This is a genomic window from Streptomyces sp. NPDC019890 (genome assembly GCF_044903445.1).
Lineage (GTDB): Bacteria > Actinomycetota > Actinomycetes > Streptomycetales > Streptomycetaceae > Streptomyces.
In genome coordinates this window covers 165,718-184,353 of sequence record NZ_JBJDQK010000005.1, presented here as the reverse complement: position 1 = coordinate 184,353, position 18,636 = coordinate 165,718, and the positions used below count along the sequence as shown (strand labels likewise).

Below are 18,636 nucleotides of genomic sequence, written 5' to 3'. Positions count from 1 at the left end.
GCCTACCGTGGACCGTCGCCCGACGCGCCCGAAGCGGAGTCCGGCCGTTCGTTTTGTCAGTGCCGTGCCGTAGAAAGAGTGGCACGGCGAGGTCCGCGGGGCGGACGGGAGGAGGTGGCGCGGGTGAGCATTTCCGAGCCCTTGGACGACCCGTGGGCAGCCGACAGCGGCCCCGGTGACCGCCTGCCCGTCTCCCGTCAGCGCCGCAACGACAGCCGTGGGGGCCGAGAGGACCAGCACGAGCGCGGCAGGGACAGCGGCGGCTGGGACGGCGGCTCCCCCGGCTTCGAGCGCGTCCCTCCGCAGGACCTGGACGCCGAACAGTCCGTCCTCGGCGGCATGCTTCTCTCCAAGGACGCCATCGCCGACGTCGTCGAGATCATCAAGGGCCATGACTTCTACCGGCCCGCCCACGAGACCGTCTATACGGCGATCCTCGACCTCTATGCCAAGGGTGAGCCGGCCGACCCCATCACGGTCGCGGCCGAGCTGGTCAAGCGCGGTGAGATCACCCGGGTCGGCGGTGCCCCGTACCTCCACACCCTGGTCCAGTCGGTCCCGACCGCGGCCAACGCCTCGTACTACGCCGAGATCGTTCATGAGCGCGCTGTCCTGCGCCGACTTGTGGAGGCCGGCACCAAGATCACACAGATGGGATACGCCGCCGACGGCGATGTCGACGAGATCGTCAACTCCGCCCAGGCCGAGATCTACGCCGTCACCGAGCAGCGCACCAGCGAGGACTATCTGCCGCTCGGCGACATCATGGAGGGCGCGCTCGACGAGATCGAGGCGATCGGTTCGCGCAGCGGTGAGATGACCGGCGTGCCGACCGGGTTCACGGACTTCGACTCGCTGACCAATGGCCTGCACCCGGGCCAGATGATCGTCATCGCGGCCCGTCCCGCCATGGGTAAGTCCACGCTGGCGCTGGACTTCGCCCGTGCCTGCTCGATCAAGAACAATCTGCCGAGCGTGATCTTCTCGCTCGAAATGGGCCGCAACGAGATCGCGATGCGTCTGCTGTCCGCCGAGGCGCGAGTGGCGCTGCACCATATGCGCTCCGGGACCATGACGGACGAGGACTGGACACGCCTGGCCCGCCGGATGCCGGATGTGTCGCAGGCCCCGCTCTATATCGACGACTCCCCGAACCTGTCGATGATGGAGATCCGGGCGAAGTGCAGACGGCTGAAGCAGCGCAATGATCTGAAGCTGGTCGTCATCGACTATCTGCAGCTGATGCAGTCCGGCGGCTCGAAGCGCGCCGAGAGCCGTCAGCAGGAGGTCTCGGACATGTCCCGAAACCTCAAGCTGCTGGCAAAGGAGCTGGAGCTCCCGGTCATCGCGCTGTCGCAGCTGAACCGTGGTCCCGAGCAGCGTACGGACAAGAAGCCGATGGTCTCCGACCTGCGTGAATCGGGCTCCATCGAGCAGGACGCGGACATGGTCATCCTGCTGCACCGCGAGGACGCGTACGAGAAGGAGTCACCCCGCGCCGGTGAGGCGGACCTGATCGTGGCCAAGCACCGTAACGGTCCCACCGCGACGATCACGGTCGCCTTCCAGGGACACTACTCACGCTTTGTGGACATGGCGCAGACCTGATCCCAGACCGTGCAGTGGCCCGTACCGCGTACTGCCACGAAATGAACTCGACGTCGCCTTGGCTGCCCGATAGACCTGCCCCATGACCTCACCCCTTGAAGAGCTCCTCCCCGCCACGCAGCGGGCCCTTCTGCATCGCATCGCCGTCGCCCAGTCCGAGGGGCGTGCACCCTCGTTCGTCGCTGCCGTGGGGCGCGACGGGCAGCTGGCCTGGACGGGTGCACGCAGCTCGGTCGACGGGCATGAACCGGATGCGGACACCCAGTACCGCATCGGCTCGATCACGAAGACCTTTACGGCCGTCATGGTGCTGAGGCTGCGCGACGAGGGTCTGCTCGATCTGAACGATCCTCTGGAGAAGCGCCTTCCCGGCACCGGCGTGGGGGATGTGACCATCGCTCAGTTGCTTGGTCACAGCGCGGGGCTGAGCGCGGAGGCTCCGGCGCCGTGGTGGGAGCGGACGCCGGGCTCGCTCCGAACCGGACTTGCCGATGTACTCGGAGACCAGTCCCGGATGCATCCCGTCGGCCGGCGCCATCACTACTCCAACCCCGGCTATACGCTGCTCGGTTCACTGATCGAGGCGGTGCGTGGAGCGTCCTGGGAGGACGTTCTCCAGCGCGAGATCCTCGAGCCGCTCGCCATGCACCGCACGACTACGCAGCCCCGAGCCCCGCATGCCGGCGGCTGGGCGGTGCATCCCTGGGCAGATGTGATGCTGCCCGAGCCTTCCGAGGACCTCGGGCTGATGGCCCCGGCAGGACAGCTGTGGTCGACGGCAGCCGACCTATGCCGCTTCGCGGCGTTTCTCGCCGAGGGCGACGACCGTGTGCTGAGTGCGGCGTCCGTGCGGGAGATGCGTACGCCCTCCGTGCCGCCCGAGGCCGGGGAGTGGGACAGCGGCTACGGACTGGGGATGCAGATCGTACGGAAGGACGGCCGTACCCTCGTCGGGCACCAGGGTTCGCTGCCCGGCTTTGTTGCCGCGATGTGGGTGAGCGTGGACGACGGGCTCACCGCGGTCGCGCTTTCCAATGTCACCTCGGGGCCGCTCACCGGATCGGTTGCCGCAGATCTCGTACGGATCGTGGCCGAGGCCGAGCCGCGTATCCCCGAGCCCTGGCGACCGTTGCCGGAGGTCGACCAGGAGCTGTTGGAGCTGACCGGGCCCTGGTACTGGGGGACGTACTCCCTCGGACTGTGCCTGCTCGCCGACCGCGGAGTGGAGCTTCAGCCGCTGCGCGGCGGCGCCCGAGGGTCGCGCTTCTCCGCGGAGGCGGACGGGACCTGGACCGGCCTTGAGGGCTACTACGCGGGGGAGACCCTGCGTGTCGTGCGTCGGGAGGACGGCTCGGTGAGTCACCTCGACCTGGGGTCCTTCGTCTTCACCCGTGAGCCGTACGAGCCGGGGACGGCAGTTCCTGGTGGCGTTGACGAGGAGGGCTGGCGCGGGCTTCAGCTGTGAAACGGATGTGATGTTTCACGTGAAACCGCCCGAGGCTGATCCCGGTCAGCCGCCGGGCCGGACCCCGCAGTCGTCAGGCCGTCAACTCCCGCTCCAGTGGCGTACGGAAACGTGGCGTGATCCGGGCCTCGCCCACCCAGTCCGACAGTCGTGAGGCCTCCGCTGCGATGGCGGCGGTGGCTTCGCGGCCGGGATCGGTCAGCAGCCGCCACACGATTTCCCCGTCCGGGCGTTGTGCCCAGCCGCCGATGATCTCCCCGTTCCACCACACCGTGGGGCCGATATTGCCCGTGCGGTCGAAGAGGACCGCGCGATGGTCCGCGGCGAGATGGAGGCCGCGGCCCGCCCAGGCCATGGCGCTGGGATCGAGTGCGGGAAGCAGCGCTGCCCAGGGCTCCACGGCCGGTTCGGGCGCGGTGTCGCCGGGCGCCACATAGCCTGTGCCCTCATCGAGCTGGACTTCCTCCGCAGCCACGGCGGCCAGCGCCTTGCGTACGTCGCCGAGAGTCCAGCCCGTCCACCACTTGAGGTCGGCCTGGGTGGCGGGCCCGTACGAGAGCAGCCAGCGGCGGGCGAGCTCGGCCCGCGCCTCGGCAGCCGACAGGGCGGGCCAGGGCTCGCTGGCTGTCCAGCGGAACTGGCTGGAGGTCCAGGAGCCGCGTGGCCGGTCCCGCCGGATGCGGCCGTCGGCGGCAAGCAGCCGGATGACACGGGTGGCGACGCCCTGCACCGTTTCGTACTTCTTGCCGGGGAAGACGGTGATCTTCGTCTGCAGGGCCGGGACGTCGGCGGAGAGTTGGCTGCCGGTTGCGGAGTCACGCGTGGCGAGAGCGGCAAGCACCGCTTCCTCGGCCTCCGCGAGCCACTGCTCGTCCAGCCCGTTCGCCTCCTCCGCCAGGTGACCGACGAGTGTCTTGCGCTCCTTGACTGCGATGGCGCGCGCGGTGGAGGCGTCGACATACGGAGCAAGTTCGGCTGAGACGGCGAAGAGCGTGTGCCGCATGGAGAGGAGCCGCACCAGCGCCACGTCCTCGTACAGGGCCTGTTCCACCGCCTCGACGCTCGGCTCGGTGAGGCGGGCGCAGGCGGAGAGGAAGACCGTGGCGGCGTCGGTGGCGTGCAGCGCGACGACCGCGTCGGCGGCGGCCACCGATGAGTCCGTCCGCAGTGAGGGGGCGAGCAGTTGGCGGCGACCGAGCCGGATGCGGCGCTCCTCGTCACTGATCCGAAGCACGCTGAACTCCCTTGGTCAGAGCTGGAGTTTAAAACCGACGTGGGAAGGCTCGAAGCCGAGGCGCTCGTAGAAGCGACGGGCGTCGGTACGGGATGCGTCCGAGGTCAGTTGAACCAACTGGCAGTCATGGCGGCGGGATTCGTCGATGGCCCATTCGATGAGCCGGGTGCCCAGTCCGCTGCCGCGCTCGTCGGCGTGGATCCGTACGCCTTCGATGATCGAGCGGGTGGAGCCGCGCCGGGACAGCCCGGGGATGATCGTGAGCTGAAGAGTTCCCACCACCCTGTCCTCGCGTACGGCGACCGCCTGCATCTGGTTCGGATCCTGAGCCAGTCGCTCGAAGGCCGCGGTGTACGGGGTGAGGTCTTCCGGCGACTCGCGCCGGGCGCCCAGTGGGTCGTCGGCGAGCATTGCCACGATCGCCGGGATGTCTTCCAGTACGGCGGGCCGTATCTCCAGATCGCTCATGATCCGCAGATTACGCGGGGACCCGCAGTTCCTCGACTGTCCTGACCAGGGGAGCCAGCTCGGGGTTCTTGGCGGCTTCGTCGAGAGCCTCGCGCAGTGCCGTGTCGTTGGTGGGGCGGGCTTCGGCGAGCAGGGCCAGGCCGGCCTCGGTGACATCGGTGTAGATGCCGCGGCGGTCGGTGTCGCAGAGATAGCGGGTCAGCAGACCGCGGTCCTCGAGGCGGGTGACAAGGCGGGTGGTGGCGCTCTGGCTGAGGACGACGGCGTCGGCCACCTGCTTCATCTGCAGATGTCCGCCCGGGCCGCTGTGCTGGCGGCTGAGGACATCGAGGAGTGAGTACTCGCGCATGCTCAGGCTGTGCTTGCTCTCTAGGGCACGCTCGATGTGCGCCTCGATCTTTCCGTGGAGCAGGGAGAGAGCGCACCAGCTTTGGGTGAGCGCGGTGAGCGCGGGGTCGGTCGCGGTCATGTGTCTTCCTCCTCCGTGCCTGAGCGGCTCCTATCCAGGATAGACGACGAGTGCAATATCCCGCGCTTGCAAATATCCCGGGGACGCGCCACGGCTCGCCCGGCTGCCTTCCCGGGGTCAGCCCGCAGCAACCGTCAGCGGAGCGAAGCGACGGGTCCAGTCGCCGGGGAGGTCCGGGATGCCGTAGGTCATCACCGCGTTGAAGGCGACCGTCTCGAGACCGCGTTCCTTCAGCCAGACGATCAGTTCCTCGTGGCGTACGTCGATGTCCGTACGGAACGGCCGGTCCGTACCTGCCGCCAGGGAGGTGATCAGGGCCTTCGCCGTCTCCGGGTCCCGGGCGATCAGCGGGCCGATGACATGAGTCTCCATGCTCGGCCAGGCCGCCGCGTATCCCGTCAGGACGCCGTCCTCTTCGGCCACCCGCAGCTGGTCGGCGAAAGCCGGCAGACGCGTGATCATGTGGGTGCGGTCGAGGCCGAAGACCTCGGTGTCCAGGCGCAGTATGGCGGTGAGGTCATCGGCGGTCGCCGGTCGCGTGGTCATCGTCGCCTCGGGGGCACGGTCCTCGGCCTGGAAGTGGCCCCGGACCATCTCGGCACGGCCGACGTTCACAAAGCCCAACTGCTCATAGAGCGGCTGCCCGTACGGGGTGGCGTGGAGCGTGACCGGTGTGTCTCCGGCCTCTGCCAGCACATGCGTCATCAGACGGCGTCCGATGCCCTGGCGGGCGTACCGCTCGGCGACAAGCACCATCCCGATCGCGCCGAGCCCGTCGCCGTACGACGTCAGTACGCAGGCGGTCACCAGTCCCTTGCCCGCCGGGTCGTCGATCCCGTACCCCTTCCCCGCTGCGAGCAGCAGGCCCCATTTGTGCTCCTCGCGCGGCCACCCGCGGTCCTCGGAGAGATCGGCGCAGGCAACGAGGTCGTCCGTGGTCAGACGGCGAATGGGCAGCTCGGGGAGCGGAGTCGGCATAGTGGTCAGGCTGTCGGACGCAGTGATCGTTCGTCCAGTGCTTTCCGGGAAGTGGCCAACGCGCGCTTTCGCCGACCGCGCCGCGTGAGACCCCATGGCTTGAGCACGGAGATGACGGTCATGAAGACATAGGCGCTGAAGGAGACGACCGGTCCCATCACCAGGTCGAGAGGGTCGGCCGGTGGTGAGCCCGCGGCGACGGTTTCGACGGCGGCATTGACGCCCGGACGCAGCGCGTAGACCGACGCGGTGATGGTGACAAGGGTCAGCCAGAACTTCGTAAGGACCCAGTGGTGCCTGGCGAGGCCCCACTTCGTACCGAGCGAGAGAACGAGGCCGCTCAGCAGGGTCAGCAGCGCGACGGGAATCACCAGCCAGTCGGTGAACACCTTCATCGAGCGGCAGGCGGCCTCGATCATGGGCGCGGATTCCGTGGTGGCTGCGGTGAGAGCCAGCGCGAGCAGGCCGAGCGTAAGCCCGAGCCAGGCGGCGGACGCGGCGACATGGACGACGAGGAGGGCCCGGCGAGCGGAGCGCTTGAGTGGTTTCACGTGAAACACCGTGCCGGGAAGCGAGTCATATCGCGTCTGACAGCGGGAGTAGTCCCGGGTACTAACCTCGGCGTACATGGCGGACAAGGAGAGAACGCGCAGGCTTCACATCTTCGATCTCGACGGCATGCTGATTCGTGGGTCCGCCGCGGCGGTGGAGATATCCCGGCAGCTCGGGCTGCTGGAAGAGATCGGCGAGCTGGAGCGGGAGTTGATCGCCCGCCGGATCGGACCGCCGGAGTTTGCGGAGCGCGTGCACGCTCTGTGGAGCGGTCTCACCGAGGCGCATGTTGCGGCGGCCTTCGAGGCGGCCCCCTGGCTCGCCGGCATCCAGGAGGTATGGCGGGAGATCCGTGAAGGCGGGGACTACTGCGCCGTCATTTCGCTCTCGCCCTCGTTCTTCGTGGAGCGGCTGCTGAGCTGGGGAGCTCATGCGGCGCACGGCTCGCGCTTTCCCGAGTTGCCGTTCACCCAGCCAGTGGACCCGTCGGGCATTCTCAACGCGGCAGCGAAGGTGAAGATCGCGGACCGGCTGTGTGCAGAGTTCGGGGTGACTCTGGACAGATGCGTTGCATACGGTGATTCCATGTCCGACGCGGAGATCTTTGCGGTAGTGCCCACAACAGTGGCGATGAATGCGGATCACCATCTGTCCGGGCTGGCCACACATTCCTATACGGGGGGCGATCTGCGCGAGGCCTACGAACAGGTGCGATTCGGCAGGTAGTTCACGAGCCCGGGGAGCCCGGGAGACCCGGCACATGGACACGGGGGCAATGAAGCGTAACGGGAAAGCGGGTTCGGATGCCCGGACTTTCCGCTCTTTGTCCCCCGTGCTGACAGCGCCTGGCATCCTGCGACGACGGGCGCTGCGGGCAATGTCACATTCCGGGCTCAGACGCCCCGGTTCGGCGCGCGGCCGAGGTTAGTGTGGCTGGCAGTAGTCCTGAGGCAGAGCGGGGAATTGAGGCACGTTCCGGATTCAACGGAAGTGCGTGGACCGACCGAAAGATGTTCGAGGCGAGGCAGACAATGGACGCTCCGACCACCACGTCGGCCGACAACGGCACTTCAGGGGAGAACGGCGGGGGCGGATGGTTCACCCCTCGTAAGACGCCGGTCCAGGGCAGGCCCGCCCCCGGTGAGGGGGCTTCCGGGGGTGACACCGAGCAGGAACGAATAGCCGCGCAGAGGCGTCCCGTCGCCTCCATACGGCCGGTCGGCTCCGAGGGCTCTCGGCCTGGCCCGCCACCGGCGAGGGAGGCACCCGGAACCGCCGAGGAGGGGCCACCGGACACCTCGATGGACCAGGCCCTCGTTGACGACCCCCCGGCAGATGACATTCCGGCCGAGCATGCGGCGGCCGAGCGGGCCCCCGACGACCCGGCCGGGGGAGCCCACGCAGGGCGCACGGCTCGCGGCGCCGCCGATCCCTCCACGGACCCGAGAGCCCGCGAAAGAGACGCGGAGCCCCGGGTCCCGAGTCCCCGCGAGGCCTCGCACCCCGCCGGGGCCCCTCGGCACCGTGAGGCGGCCTGGCCCCCGGAGCCCGCAGGGCGGTTTCATACGGCAGGCCGGCCCCACGAGGCCCCTTACAACGCCGCTGCACCGCGCCAAGCCGCGGCCCCGCACAACCCCGCCGCGTCTCACGAAACCGCGGCACCCCGCGAAGCCACCGGGCCGATCGAGGCTCCAGCCCGCAACGAAGCCTCCGCTCGCTACGAGGCCCCGGTCCACCACGAGGCTCCCGCCCGCCGCGAACCTGCCGCGGACGACGCGTCCCCCGACGCCATCCTCATCCGCCGCACCATGGCGGAGATCGCGCCCGTGGCGGACAAGGTCACGTCGTACTTCTACGCCCTGCTCTTTGTCCGGCACCCCGAGCTGCGTGGTCTCTTCCCCGCCGCCATGGACGCCCAGCGCGACCGGCTCCTCAAGGCCCTGCTCACCGCCGCCGAGCACATGGACAACGCGGCCGTGCTCACCGACTACCTCCAGCACCTGGGCCGCGGCCACCGCAAGTACGGCACCCAACCGGCGCACTATCCCGCCGTCGGTGAGGCCCTGATCGGCGCGCTGACCCGGTACGCCACGAGTACCTGGGACGAGGAGACCGAGGCCGCCTGGGTGCGGACATACACCACGATCTCCCAGATCATGATCGACGCAGCGTCCGAGAACGAGCGGCACGCGCCCGCCTGGTGGCACGGCGAGGTGGTCTCGCACGACCTCAGGACCCCCGACATCGCCATCATCACCGTCCGCCCCGACCAGCCGTACGCCTTCGTGGCGGGCCAGTACACGAGCCTGGAGACGCCCTGGTGGCCGCGGATCTGGCGCCACTACTCCTTCGCCGGGGCGCCTCGCGCCGACGGTCTGCTCTCTTTCCATGTCAAAGCAGTCCCGGCCGGCTGGGTCTCCAACGCCCTCGTCCACCATGCCCGCCCCGGCGACGTCCTGCGCCTCGGTCCGCCCGCCGGCTCGATGACCGTCGACCACACCACCGACAACGGTCTGCTCTGCCTGGGCGGCGGCACCGGCATCGCGCCCATCAAGGCGCTGGTCGAGGATGTCGCCGAGCACGGTGCGCGGCGCCAGGTGGAGGTCTTCTACGGGGCGCGCACCGACTACGACCTCTATGACATCGACACCATGCTGCGGCTCCAGCAGACGCACCCCTGGCTGTCGGTCCGGCCGGTGGTCGACGGCCGTTCGCAGTTTCCCGACGCCGTGCGCGAGTACGGCCCCTGGTACGAGTACGACGCATATCTCTCCGGCCCGCCCGGCATGATCCGCAGCGGCGTGGACGCACTGCGTGGCATCGGCATCCCGTTCGACCGGATCCGCCACGACTCCCTCGAAGAGCTGGTGGCAGCGGGGGACTAGCGGAGATCAGCCCAGGTCGGGGGCGTGCATCGCGCGTACGCCCTCGATATTGCCGTCCAGATAGTGCCGCAGCGACAGGGGTACGAGATGGACGGCGGCGATCCCGACCCGGCTGAACGGCACCCGTACGATCTCGTACTCCCCGCAAGGCTCGTCGATCTCCGGGCCGTGCCGGCGCGAGGGGTCCATGGACTCGAGGCGGCAGACGAAGAAGTGCTGCACCTTCACGCCCGTCACACCCCCGTCCGCGATGTGCTCGACAGTGTCGACGAAGCAGGGCACCACATCGGTGATCTTGGCGCCGAGCTCCTCGTGCACCTCCCGGTGGAGTGCGTCGACGACGGTGGCGTCCTCGGGCTCGACCCCGCCGCCCGGCGTCACCCAGTACGGATCAACGCCGGGTTTGGTGCGCTTGATGAGGACGAGGTCGTCTCCGTCGAGCAGGATGGCGCGTGCGGTGCGCTTGACCACTGGCCGTTCGGTCATGGCTAGAAAATGGCCCGTGACGCCCGTTCTGAAACTCCTGCCCGCCGGGCGATCACCAGTCGACGGCAGCGCGCAGCAGCCACTCGTGCGCCCGCGCGATGTGCGGAAGGGAGAGTGTGCCGGTCCGTACGGCGAGAAAGTACGTGCGCAGTGGGGGCACCGGAGGATCGAGGAGCGGTACGACCCGCCCGTCCCGGATGGCCTCCTCGCACAGATAGCGCGGAAGTACGGCGAGCCCCGCGCCCGAGGCCGCGGTCTCCAGGACGGCCCGGAGGTCGGGGACTATGACGGCGCCCGCGGCGGCCGGACGGGAGTCGAAGACGGCGGACCAGTAGCGAGAGACCAGTGGCAGGGACTCATGGACCTCCACCACGGGCAGCTGCTCCAGCACCACATGCCCGCCGCGCAGCACTCCAGGACTCAGCCGGGCCGCCCAGCGCGGTGAGGCGACCAGTACATGCTCCTCGTCGCAGAGCGGAGTCGACGTGAGCAGTCCGCCGCGTGGCCGGGCGGTGGTGATGGCCAGATCATGATGTCCGGCGGCCAGCCCTTCCAGCGTCTCCTCGGCGTTTTTGAAAGAGGCCCGGAGGGTGAGCCCTTGCGAAATCAGCGGGGTGAGGGCCGGCAGGGCGCGTAACGAGATGAACTCCGGAGGCCCGGCGAGATGCAGCGTCCGTACGCCCGATTCCTCGTCCAGGCCGGTCTCGGCGATCTCCACCAGGGCGTCCAGATGGGGGGCTGCCCGGTGTGCGAGTTCGTCCCCGATGGTCGTGGGGGTCACGCCGCGGGCCTGGCGCAGAAACAGCGGGCGTCCCAACTGCCGCTCCAGCGTGCGGATCTGGCCGGTCACCGCGGGCTGGGAGAGCCCGAGCAGTGCCGCAGCGCGGGTGAAGGAGCCGGCCCGGTGCACCGTGACGAATGTGCGCAACAGGGCCAGATCCATGCCAAGCCCCTCCCGGCCGACGATGCCCACGGACTCGGACAACTATAAATAAGTCGATAGGCCGCTGTCGCTACTGTGATTGGACACTGACGCACAGTCAACTAGCCTTGTTCACACGGTTCTTTGCGCGTGGAACCGGGGCGGTCCGAGCCATGAGGGGGGAGGCTCGGACCGCCCGTTTGCGGTAGGCGCCGCTCAGCGCCCGGGCGTACCCCGGCGTACGCCCCCCGGCCCGCCGAACGCCCCTATACCGGCGCCCTAACGCTTCGCCTCGTCCAGCGCCCGCAGCACATCCGCCACGAGGTCCGCCGCGTCCTCGGCGCCCGCCGAGAAGCGGATGAAGCCCTCGGGAACGGCGTCGCCGCCCCAGCGCCCGCGGCGTTCCGCGGTGGAGCGCACCCCGCCGAAGCTCGTCGCGTCGTCCACCAGCCGCAGACCGCCCAGGAATCGTTCCGCGTGCCCGCGATCGGGCAGTACGAACGAGACCACGCAGCCGAAACGCCGCATCTGCCGTGAGGCAATCTTGTACGAGGGGTCCGTCGGCAGGCCGGGGTGGCGCAGCCCGGTCACCTCGCCGCGCCTGCCCAGCGCCTGCGCGAGCGCCAGCGCATTCGCGCACTGCCGCTCGATCCGCAGTTGCAGCGTGGCCAGCGAGCGATGTGCGAGCCATGCCTCCATCGGGCCCGGAATCGCCCCGACGACCTTGCGCCAGCCCCGTACACCGACCGCCAACTGCGGATCGCGGCAGGTCACATGGCCGAGCAGGATGTCGCCGTGGCCCGTCATGCCCTTGGTGTCGCTGGCCACCGAGAAGTCCGCCCCCAGCTCCAGTGGGCGCTGCCCGAGCGGCGTCGCGAGGGTGTTGTCGACCGCGACCAGCGCGCCGGCCGAGTGCGCCGCCTCGGCCAGCCGTCGCACGTCGCACACATCGAGCCCCGGATTGGACGGCGTCTCGATCCACAGCAAACGCGCCCCGTCCAGCACGGACAGCTGTGCGTCGTCGCCGGTCGGCGCGGTCCTGACCTCGACGCCGTACGCCTCCAGCCGTTCGCGCAGGAGCGGCAGCGCCTGATAGCCGTCCTCCGGCAGGACCACCGCGTCCCCGGCCTTCAGCTGGGAGAAGAGCACGGCCGAGACCGCCGCCATTCCCGAGGCGAAGACGGTGGTCTCGACGGGCTCGCCCGGTGCCTCCAGCTCGCCGATCGCCCGCTCCAGATGGGTCCAGGTCGGGTTGGTGTCACGGCCGTAGGTGTACGGCCCGGTGGGCTCGCCGGACAGATGGAAATGGGCGGCGAAGACCGGTCCCGGCAGGGTCGGTTCGTACTGCTGCGGCTCGGGCAGCCCCGCCCGCACCGCCCTCGTACCGTCTCCAGCGCCGGCACCGCTCACGCCGCTCATGCCGCCTGCTCCTCCACTGCTGTACGTACGGCGTCGAGCAGACCCTCGCTCGCCGCCTCCACCATTGCCAGGCACTCCTCGAACCCGCCCATGCTGCCGTAGTACGGATCCGGAACATCCAGATCCACGGCCGCCAGGTCGGGCGACGGGCGGTCGTACGACCGCAGCAGCCGCACCTTCGCGGCGTCAGCGGCCGTCGGCGCGAGCTGCCGAAGCTCCCGCGCATGCCCCTCGTCCAGGGCTATCACCAGATCGAGGAGCGGGAACCAGGCGACCCGGAACTGCCGTGCGCTGTGCTCCGATTCGTACCCATTCGCCTCCAGGACGGCGACCGTGCGCCGGTCGGCGCCGTCGCCCTCGTGCCAGGCCCGGGTGCCGGCGCTGTCCACCTCGATCACCTCGCCGAGTCCTGCCTCCGCCACTCGCGCGCGGAAGACGGACTCGGCCATGGGCGAGCGGCAGATGTTGCCAGTACAGACGAAGCAGACGCGATACGCAGATCTCACGCGGTGTTCAGTCCTTGTCCGGGAGGGCGACGTTCAGCGCCCATGAAACGACGGAGATGATCAGGCCGCCGAGCACGGCCGTTCCGAAGCCTTCGACATGGAAGTTCAGATCGAACTTGTCGGCCAGCCAGGAGGTCAGCAGCAGCATCAGTGCGTTGATGACCAGCGTGATCAGACCGAGGGTGAGTATGAACAGCGGCAGTGTCAGCAGTTTCACCACGGGCTTGACGATGAAGTTGACCAGGCCGAAGAGCAGTGCCACCAGGAACAGGGTCAGCGCCTTCTTGCCGGTGCTGTCGCCGGTCAGTGTGATGTCCTGCAGCAGCCAGATGGCCACCAGAAGGGCCGCTGCATTGGCGACCGTCTTGACTACGAAATTCATCATGTGTCTGATCGTGACAGACGTGATCGGGACAAGGCAGGGGCGGACAGGATGAAGGCATTCCGACTGGATGATCTGGAGGCAGAGCGCGCCGCCAACGACGGGGCATATCTGCAGTTCCTTCGCGAGCGGAACATGTCGGTCGGGCTCTACGCACTGGACGCCGGCGAGCTGGACCCCCAGCTGCCCCACCGCCAGGACGAGGTCTACTTCGTCGTCAGCGGCCGCGCCTCCATCGCGGTGGGAACGGAGACGACACAGGTCGGGCGCGGCAGCGTGGTCTACGTCCCGGCCGGAGTGCCCCACAAGTTCCATCACATCACCGAGGATCTGCGGGTCATGGTGATCTTCTCTCCGCCTGAGAGCTGACCGGGAACCCGCCGTTCCCTAGGGGTTCAGTCAGGGGAGATCAAGGGCTCGCGGGTCCCCGCGCACCACCCCCTCCCGCCTAGCATCGAGGGCAGGAAACCTAGCGAAACGAGGTAAGGGCAATGGCTGTGCGGGAAGTATTCACGGGGATGCCGTGGTGGGTGAAGTGGGTCGCCGTGCCCGTCATCGCCCTTGTCGTATTCGGCGGGCTGATCGCGAGCGTTGTCGGCTTTGTGATCGGGCTGCTCTTCAAGGCTCTGGTGTTCGTCGCTCTTGTCGGCGGACTCATCTTTGTCGTACGGAAGTTCATGTCGTCATCGAGCTCGAGCAGCGACTGGTAGCCCGCGCCCGGACGGGCGTTAGCCCGGCCGGGGGAACGCTCCGGCAAACCCCCGGTCCCGCGCAGGGGCGGCCCATACAGTGACAATCCGCTGCCGCCCCTGGGAAATCTGGCCCTTGGGAAATTCGTGTGGCGGCCCTCGGGGGCGGCCCCCGCGGGCGAGTTGCCCGTCACCATGCCTGGGGGTGCCCTATGGCCACGGCTACGGCTACGAATGTTCCGTCCCCAACCCTGATCGGTTCAGTGCAGCGGGCGCTGAGACTGCTGGAGGCCGCGGGCTCGCATCCCGCCGGAGCCCCCGCAAAACAGCTGGCCCGCGAGGCGGGGCTCCCGCTTCCCACCGCGTACCACCTGCTGCGCACCCTGACGCACGAGGACTATCTGCGCCGCGAGAAGGGCGTGTTCGTCCTCGGCGACGCGGTCGGGCGGCTCGCCTTCGGTGGCTCTCTCCACCATCAGGAATGACCACTTCTCGCCATCGAACAGCTACGCAAAGCCATGGCGGGCTGCTCAACTCCCTTGTGTTCTCTATCAGTATCTGAAAAATCACTCCTTGTGATCACTTAGTACTTACTGGACGATTGCGTCAAGAGGGCCATGGGGGATCATTCCTGGCCGTTTTGAGCCGAGTTATGTGTTCAGTGCTTGATCCAATGTGGGGTTACAAGATGCGCGAGTCGGTCCAGGCCGAGGTCCAGATGAACTTCCTTGTCTCCGAGGAGCTCTCATTCCGGATCCCGGTGGAGCTCCGATACGAGACGGGAGATCCGTTCGCGGTGCGGATGACCTTCCATCTGCCCGGAGACGCCCCGGTGACCTGGGCCTTCGGGCGGGAGTTGCTGCTCGACGGGATCAACGGGCCGAGCGGGGACGGTGACGTGCGCATCGCGCCGACCGGGCCCGAGGGGCTGTCGGACGTCGTCGTCCAGCTCCAGGTCGGTTGCGACCGGGCGCGGTTCCGGGTGGGCGTGGCGCCGCTCGTGGCCTTCCTCGACCGCACCGACAAGCTGGTGCCCCTGGGGCAGGAGCGTACGTTCGGTGACTTCGAGGTCAGTCTCGAGGATGCGCTCGGGCGCATCCTCGCCGAGGAGAACGCCGGCTGAGACCACCGCCCGTGTGCCTGGTCCGGTGAGCCACGTGGCGTCCTCGGTGGGCTACGTCTTGCGGCGACGGCCCCTGCCGCCCCGCACCGGCGATCTGCCGGCCTTCGCAGGCGCCCCCGGCCGGTCGGCGGAGACCACCAGCCCCGCGAGCGCGGTGGTCACCGGCACCGAGGCGACCAGGCCGATCGACCCCACCAGCATCCGTACGATCTCCTCCGCCACCAGCTCACTGTTGGCCACCGTCCCCACGCTGCTCTGCGCGATCGAGAAGAGCAGCAGCAGCGGCAACGCCGCGCCCGCGTAAGCCAGTACGAGCGTGTTGACGACGGAGGCGATGTGGTCCTGGCCGATCCGCATACCTGCCCGGTAGAGCCTTCGCGGGCCCATGTCCGGGTCCGCCTGGTGCAGTTCCCACACCGCGGAGGTCTGGGTCACCGTCACGTCGTCGAGCACGCCGAGCGAGCCGATGATGACTCCGGCGAGCAGCAGACCGCTCATGTCGATGTTCGGATACAGGCCGTGGATCAGGCCGGTGTTGTCGTCGGTGTTGCCGGTCAGGCTCGCCCAGCCGATGAAGAGCGAGCCGAGCAGTCCGGTCAGCAGCAGCGAGACCAGTGTGCCGAGGACCGCGACCGAGGTGCGCGCGCTGAGACCGTGGCACAAATAGAGCGCGATCAGCATGATCGCGCCGCCTCCGACCACCGCGACGATCAGTGGATTGGAGCCCTGCAGGATAGCGGGCAGGATGAACAGCGTCAGGACGGCGAAGGAGGCCGCGAGCGCGATCAGAGCCATCACGCCGCGCATCCGTCCCACCACCACCACCGCGAGTGCGAAGATCCCGGCCAGCACCGCAATCGGGAACTTCCGGTTCACATCGGTCACGGAGTACTGCAGATCGCGGGGCGCGTCGGGGGCGTACGCCACCACTACGCCCTGGCCCTCGCTCAACTGCCGTGACGCGTCGGGCTGGATGATCTCGGTGAAGGTGCGGCCCTTGTCCTTGCCCGTGGTGACCTCGATCGTCGCCTTCTTGCAGCTGCCCTTCCGGGAATTGACCGCCTCACGTCCCTCCGGCGTGGATGTGTCACCGGTCGGCGGGACCGCGACGTTCACGTCCTTGCAGTTGACCTTCTCGACCTGCGTGACCTTGCCCTGCTGGGTCTGCCGGTCGAAGCCGACGCCCGTGCGCTCATGGCCGGGGGCGCCGCCCGGCCAGAGCACGACCAGGCCCACGACGACCGCGGCGGCGAAAGGAATCAGCACCGCGGCAATGACCTTGCGGAGATGCAGCGAGACGGGCGCGGCGGGCCCATGGCTGTGGGAATGGCCATGGGACTCGGGCGGCTGCGGCGATGAGGTCGGCGATGCTGTCACCGACCGATCATCGCAAGAACGACAGGGCCCCTCTGTTCAGCACGCCAGAAATGACGCTAGCGTGGTGGCACCTTTGCACACGCGGGAGCTCGGAGCACCGGGCTGAGAGGGCGCTGACCTCCGTACGAGACGTACGGAAGCCGCTGCGTCGACCGCCGAACCTGTTACCGGGTAATGCCGGCGTAGGGAGTAGGTCTCATGACCGTTCAGGATGCACGCACGCCTGCCACCAGCCAGGACGAGCGCAAGCCGGGCTGGCACAAGGGGTACGTCGAGGGCTCGCGCCCCGACCTCCGGGTGCCGGTCCGCCAGGTGCACCTCACCAACGGCAAGGACGTGACGCTGTACGACACGTCCGGTCCGTACACCGACCCGAGTGTCGAGACCGACGTCCGCCGCGGTCTGGCGCCGCTGCGGGAGAACTGGATCATCGGCCGCGGCGACACCGAGGAGTACGCGGGCCGCCCGGTCCGCCCCGAGGACGACGGGATCAAGCACACCTCGCCGCGGGGCGGTCTGCGCAACCTCGACGCCGTCTTCCCCGGCCGCCCGCGGCAGCCCCGCCGGGGCCGTGCCGGAGTGGCGGTGACGCAGCTCGCGTACGCCCGACGTGGCGAGATCACGCCGGAGATGGAGTACGTCGCGATCCGCGAGAACGTCTCCCCCGAGGTCGTACGTGAGGAGATCGCCGCAGGCCGTGCGGTCCTGCCCGCCAACGTCAACCACCCGGAGATCGAGCCGATGATCATCGGCAAGAGGTTCCTGGTGAAGGTCAACGCCAACATCGGCAACTCCGCGGTCACTTCCTCCATCGAGGAGGAGGTGGAGAAGATGACCTGGGCGACCCGCTGGGGTGCGGACACCGTCATGGACCTCTCCACCGGCCGCAACATCCACACCACGCGCGAGTGGGTGCTGCGCAACTCCCCCGTGCCGATCGGTACCGTGCCGCTCTATCAGGCGCTGGAGAAGGTCGACGGCAAGGCCGAGGAGCTGACCTGGGAGATCTACAAGGACACGGTCATCGAGCAGGCCGAGCAGGGCGTGGACTACATGACGGTCCACGCGGGCGTGCGGCTGCCCTACGTCCCGCTGACTGCCAACCGCAAGACCGGCATCGTCTCGCGCGGTGGCTCGATCATGGCGGCCTGGTGCCTGGCGCACCACAAGGAGTCGTTCCTGTACGAGAACTTCGAGGAGCTCTGCGAGATTCTCGCCGCGTACGACGTGACGTACTCCCTCGGTGACGGACTGCGGCCCGGCTCGATCGCGGACGCCAACGACGAGGCGCAGTTCGCGGAGTTGCGCACGCTCGGGGAACTCAACACGATCGCCAAGCGTTTCCATGTGCAGACGATGATCGAAGGCCCCGGTCACGTCCCGATGCACAAGATCAAGGAGAACATCGACCTCCAGCAGGAGATCTGCGAGGAGGCCCCCTTCTATACGCTCGGCCCGCTCACCACGGACGTGGCCCCGGCGTATGACCACATCACCTCCGGCATCGGGGCGGCCATGATCGCCTGGTGGGGCACGGCAATGCTCTGCTACGTGACGCCCAAGGAGCACTTGGGCCTGCCCAACCGCGACGACGTGAAGACCGGCGTCATCACCTACAAGATCGCGGCACATGCTGCCGACCTCGCCAAGGGCCACCCGGGCGCGCAGGAGTGGGACGACGCGCTGTCCGACGCGCGCTTCGAGTTCCGGTGGGAGGACCAGTTCAATCTGGCTCTCGACCCGGACACGGCACGGGAGTTCCACGACGAGACGCTGCCGGCCGAGCCGGCGAAGACCGCGCACTTCTGCTCGATGTGCGGCCCGAAGTTCTGCAGCATGAAGATTAGTCAAAGCATCACAGAGCAGTTTGGCGGTACTGCGGCCGCGGGGGCGACGGCTGAGGAGGTCGCTGAGGGGATGCTCCGGAAGTCGAAGGAGTTCGCCGAGGCGGGGAACCGCGTGTACCTGCCGCTCGCCGACTGAGGACGTCGGCCGTGCCCCTGTCCGTCTGGCCCAACCCGCGCGGTGGACCGGAACGGAACAGGGGCACCGTTCGGACATTGAGTTCGACCA

The 18,636-nt window shown here is 68.4% G+C and carries 19 protein-coding genes, 1 pseudogene and 1 riboswitch; of the genes and pseudogenes, 9 read left to right on the top strand and 11 right to left on the bottom strand.

Going from position 1 to position 18,636, the window contains the following annotated elements:
* Window positions 1–141: 141 nt before the first annotated feature.
* Both dnaB and ACI2LP_RS15855 read left to right on the top strand, forming a co-directional pair.
* Entirely contained in the window at window positions 142–1,608 is a 1,467-nt protein-coding gene (gene dnaB, locus ACI2LP_RS15860; RefSeq protein ID WP_360867397.1) for a replicative DNA helicase, read from the top strand.
* An 82-nt stretch (window positions 1,609–1,690) separates the two neighbouring features.
* On the top strand, window positions 1,691–3,073 hold the full coding sequence (locus tag ACI2LP_RS15855; RefSeq protein ID WP_404725100.1) for a serine hydrolase domain-containing protein: 1,383 nt from the start codon (window positions 1,691–1,693) through the stop codon (window positions 3,071–3,073).
* A 73-nt stretch (window positions 3,074–3,146) separates the two neighbouring features.
* Here ACI2LP_RS15855 and ACI2LP_RS15850 read toward each other — a convergent pair whose 3' ends face one another.
* The 5 genes from ACI2LP_RS15850 to ACI2LP_RS15830 form a co-directional block, all read right to left on the bottom strand.
* Window positions 3,147–4,307, bottom strand: a complete 1,161-nt coding sequence (locus ACI2LP_RS15850) for a DNA glycosylase AlkZ-like family protein (protein WP_404725099.1) — start codon at window positions 4,305–4,307, stop codon at window positions 3,147–3,149.
* A gap of 15 nt (window positions 4,308–4,322) precedes the next feature.
* Entirely contained in the window at window positions 4,323–4,775 is a 453-nt protein-coding gene (locus ACI2LP_RS15845; protein WP_404725098.1) for a GNAT family N-acetyltransferase, read from the bottom strand.
* A 10-nt stretch (window positions 4,776–4,785) separates the two neighbouring features.
* Window positions 4,786–5,244, bottom strand: coding sequence for a MarR family winged helix-turn-helix transcriptional regulator (locus tag ACI2LP_RS15840; RefSeq protein ID WP_404725097.1), 459 nt, complete (start codon window positions 5,242–5,244; stop codon window positions 4,786–4,788).
* Between the two features lie 117 nt (window positions 5,245–5,361).
* Window positions 5,362–6,222: a GNAT family N-acetyltransferase gene (locus tag ACI2LP_RS15835; RefSeq protein ID WP_404725096.1), complete on the bottom strand. Its 861-nt coding sequence runs from the start codon at window positions 6,220–6,222 to the stop codon at window positions 5,362–5,364.
* 5 nt (window positions 6,223–6,227) lie between these two features.
* Window positions 6,228–6,773, bottom strand: a complete 546-nt coding sequence (locus ACI2LP_RS15830) for a DUF2269 domain-containing protein (protein WP_404725095.1) — start codon at window positions 6,771–6,773, stop codon at window positions 6,228–6,230.
* Between the two features lie 76 nt (window positions 6,774–6,849).
* Here ACI2LP_RS15830 and ACI2LP_RS15825 point away from each other — a divergent pair, with 76 nt between their 5' ends.
* Both ACI2LP_RS15825 and ACI2LP_RS15820 read left to right on the top strand, forming a co-directional pair.
* Window positions 6,850–7,500 (top strand): HAD family hydrolase, encoded by a 651-nt coding sequence (locus tag ACI2LP_RS15825; protein ID WP_404725094.1) that lies wholly within the window; start codon window positions 6,850–6,852, stop codon window positions 7,498–7,500.
* A 575-nt stretch (window positions 7,501–8,075) separates the two neighbouring features.
* Entirely contained in the window at window positions 8,076–9,659 is a 1,584-nt protein-coding gene (locus tag ACI2LP_RS15820) for a globin domain-containing protein (protein ID WP_404725391.1), read from the top strand.
* Window positions 9,660–9,665: 6 nt separating this feature from the next.
* Here the strand turns inward: ACI2LP_RS15820 and ACI2LP_RS15815 are convergent, their stop codons facing one another.
* The 5 genes from ACI2LP_RS15815 to ACI2LP_RS15795 all read right to left on the bottom strand — a co-directional run bounded on the left by ACI2LP_RS15815 (window position 9,666) and on the right by ACI2LP_RS15795 (window position 13,377).
* Window positions 9,666–10,145, bottom strand: a complete 480-nt coding sequence (locus ACI2LP_RS15815; RefSeq protein WP_404725093.1) for an NUDIX domain-containing protein — start codon at window positions 10,143–10,145, stop codon at window positions 9,666–9,668.
* Between the two features lie 52 nt (window positions 10,146–10,197).
* Window positions 10,198–11,088: a LysR family transcriptional regulator gene (locus ACI2LP_RS15810; RefSeq protein ID WP_404725390.1), complete on the bottom strand. Its 891-nt coding sequence runs from the start codon at window positions 11,086–11,088 to the stop codon at window positions 10,198–10,200.
* Window positions 11,089–11,346: 258 nt separating this feature from the next.
* Window positions 11,347–12,486 carry a cystathionine gamma-lyase gene (locus ACI2LP_RS15805; RefSeq protein ID WP_404725092.1) on the bottom strand — a complete coding sequence of 380 codons (1,140 nt, stop codon included), beginning with the start codon at window positions 12,484–12,486 and terminating at the stop codon, window positions 11,347–11,349.
* Window positions 12,483–12,935: a low molecular weight protein-tyrosine-phosphatase gene (locus ACI2LP_RS15800; RefSeq protein ID WP_404725091.1), complete on the bottom strand. Its 453-nt coding sequence runs from the start codon at window positions 12,933–12,935 to the stop codon at window positions 12,483–12,485. The genes ACI2LP_RS15805 and ACI2LP_RS15800 overlap by 4 nt, the downstream gene beginning before the upstream one ends.
* 64 nt (window positions 12,936–12,999) lie before the next feature.
* Window positions 13,000–13,377, bottom strand: a complete 378-nt coding sequence (locus ACI2LP_RS15795) for a phage holin family protein (protein WP_404725090.1) — start codon at window positions 13,375–13,377, stop codon at window positions 13,000–13,002.
* A 48-nt stretch (window positions 13,378–13,425) separates the two neighbouring features.
* Here ACI2LP_RS15795 and ACI2LP_RS15790 point away from each other — a divergent pair, with 48 nt between their 5' ends.
* The 4 genes and pseudogenes from ACI2LP_RS15790 to ACI2LP_RS15775 all read left to right on the top strand — a co-directional run bounded on the left by ACI2LP_RS15790 (window position 13,426) and on the right by ACI2LP_RS15775 (window position 15,186).
* Window positions 13,426–13,743, top strand: coding sequence for a cupin domain-containing protein (locus ACI2LP_RS15790; RefSeq protein WP_404725089.1), 318 nt, complete (start codon window positions 13,426–13,428; stop codon window positions 13,741–13,743).
* A 128-nt stretch (window positions 13,744–13,871) separates the two neighbouring features.
* Entirely contained in the window at window positions 13,872–14,084 is a 213-nt protein-coding gene (locus ACI2LP_RS15785; protein WP_360867400.1) for a DUF5326 family protein, read from the top strand.
* 191 nt (window positions 14,085–14,275) lie between these two features.
* Window positions 14,276–14,527 (top strand): annotated as a pseudogene (locus tag ACI2LP_RS15780) (helix-turn-helix domain-containing protein); the annotation flags it as partial.
* A gap of 224 nt (window positions 14,528–14,751) precedes the next feature.
* Window positions 14,752–15,186, top strand: coding sequence for an SsgA family sporulation/cell division regulator (locus tag ACI2LP_RS15775; RefSeq protein WP_404725088.1), 435 nt, complete (start codon window positions 14,752–14,754; stop codon window positions 15,184–15,186).
* A 51-nt stretch (window positions 15,187–15,237) separates the two neighbouring features.
* Here ACI2LP_RS15775 and ACI2LP_RS15770 read toward each other — a convergent pair whose 3' ends face one another.
* The gene (locus ACI2LP_RS15770) at window positions 15,238–16,563 is read right to left on the bottom strand and encodes a YibE/F family protein (RefSeq protein WP_404725087.1); all 1,326 of its coding nucleotides are present in this window, start codon (window positions 16,561–16,563) and stop codon (window positions 15,238–15,240) included.
* 71 nt (window positions 16,564–16,634) lie between these two features.
* A riboswitch (TPP riboswitch) is annotated at window positions 16,635–16,769 on the top strand.
* Here ACI2LP_RS15770 and thiC point away from each other — a divergent pair.
* Entirely contained in the window at window positions 16,762–18,546 is a 1,785-nt protein-coding gene (thiC, locus tag ACI2LP_RS15765; RefSeq protein WP_404725086.1) for a phosphomethylpyrimidine synthase ThiC, read from the top strand. Its footprint overlaps the riboswitch before it by 8 nt.
* Window positions 18,547–18,636 lie beyond the last annotated feature (90 nt).

Excerpts from the sequence above, each read along its gene's own strand:
- ACI2LP_RS15855 (WP_404725100.1), top strand. The coding sequence starts at position 1,691 with ATGACCTCACCCCTTGAAGAGCTCCTCCCCGCCACGCAGCGGGCCCTT.
- ACI2LP_RS15845 (WP_404725098.1), bottom strand. The coding sequence starts at position 4,775 with ATGAGCGATCTGGAGATACGGCCCGCCGTACTGGAAGACATCCCGGCG.
- ACI2LP_RS15840 (WP_404725097.1), bottom strand. The coding sequence starts at position 5,244 with ATGACCGCGACCGACCCCGCGCTCACCGCGCTCACCCAAAGCTGGTGC.
- ACI2LP_RS15835 (WP_404725096.1), bottom strand. The coding sequence starts at position 6,222 with ATGCCGACTCCGCTCCCCGAGCTGCCCATTCGCCGTCTGACCACGGAC.
- ACI2LP_RS15825 (WP_404725094.1), top strand. The coding sequence starts at position 6,850 with ATGGCGGACAAGGAGAGAACGCGCAGGCTTCACATCTTCGATCTCGAC.
- ACI2LP_RS15820 (WP_404725391.1), top strand. The coding sequence starts at position 8,076 with ATGGACCAGGCCCTCGTTGACGACCCCCCGGCAGATGACATTCCGGCC.
- ACI2LP_RS15815 (WP_404725093.1), bottom strand. The coding sequence starts at position 10,145 with ATGACCGAACGGCCAGTGGTCAAGCGCACCGCACGCGCCATCCTGCTC.
- ACI2LP_RS15810 (WP_404725390.1), bottom strand. The coding sequence starts at position 11,088 with ATGGATCTGGCCCTGTTGCGCACATTCGTCACGGTGCACCGGGCCGGC.
- ACI2LP_RS15805 (WP_404725092.1), bottom strand. The coding sequence starts at position 12,486 with ATGAGCGGCGTGAGCGGTGCCGGCGCTGGAGACGGTACGAGGGCGGTG.
- ACI2LP_RS15800 (WP_404725091.1), bottom strand. The coding sequence starts at position 12,935 with ATGGCCGAGTCCGTCTTCCGCGCGCGAGTGGCGGAGGCAGGACTCGGC.
- ACI2LP_RS15795 (WP_404725090.1), bottom strand. The coding sequence starts at position 13,377 with ATGATGAATTTCGTAGTCAAGACGGTCGCCAATGCAGCGGCCCTTCTG.
- ACI2LP_RS15790 (WP_404725089.1), top strand. The coding sequence starts at position 13,426 with ATGAAGGCATTCCGACTGGATGATCTGGAGGCAGAGCGCGCCGCCAAC.
- ACI2LP_RS15775 (WP_404725088.1), top strand. The coding sequence starts at position 14,752 with ATGCGCGAGTCGGTCCAGGCCGAGGTCCAGATGAACTTCCTTGTCTCC.
- thiC (WP_404725086.1), top strand. The coding sequence starts at position 16,762 with ATGACCGTTCAGGATGCACGCACGCCTGCCACCAGCCAGGACGAGCGC.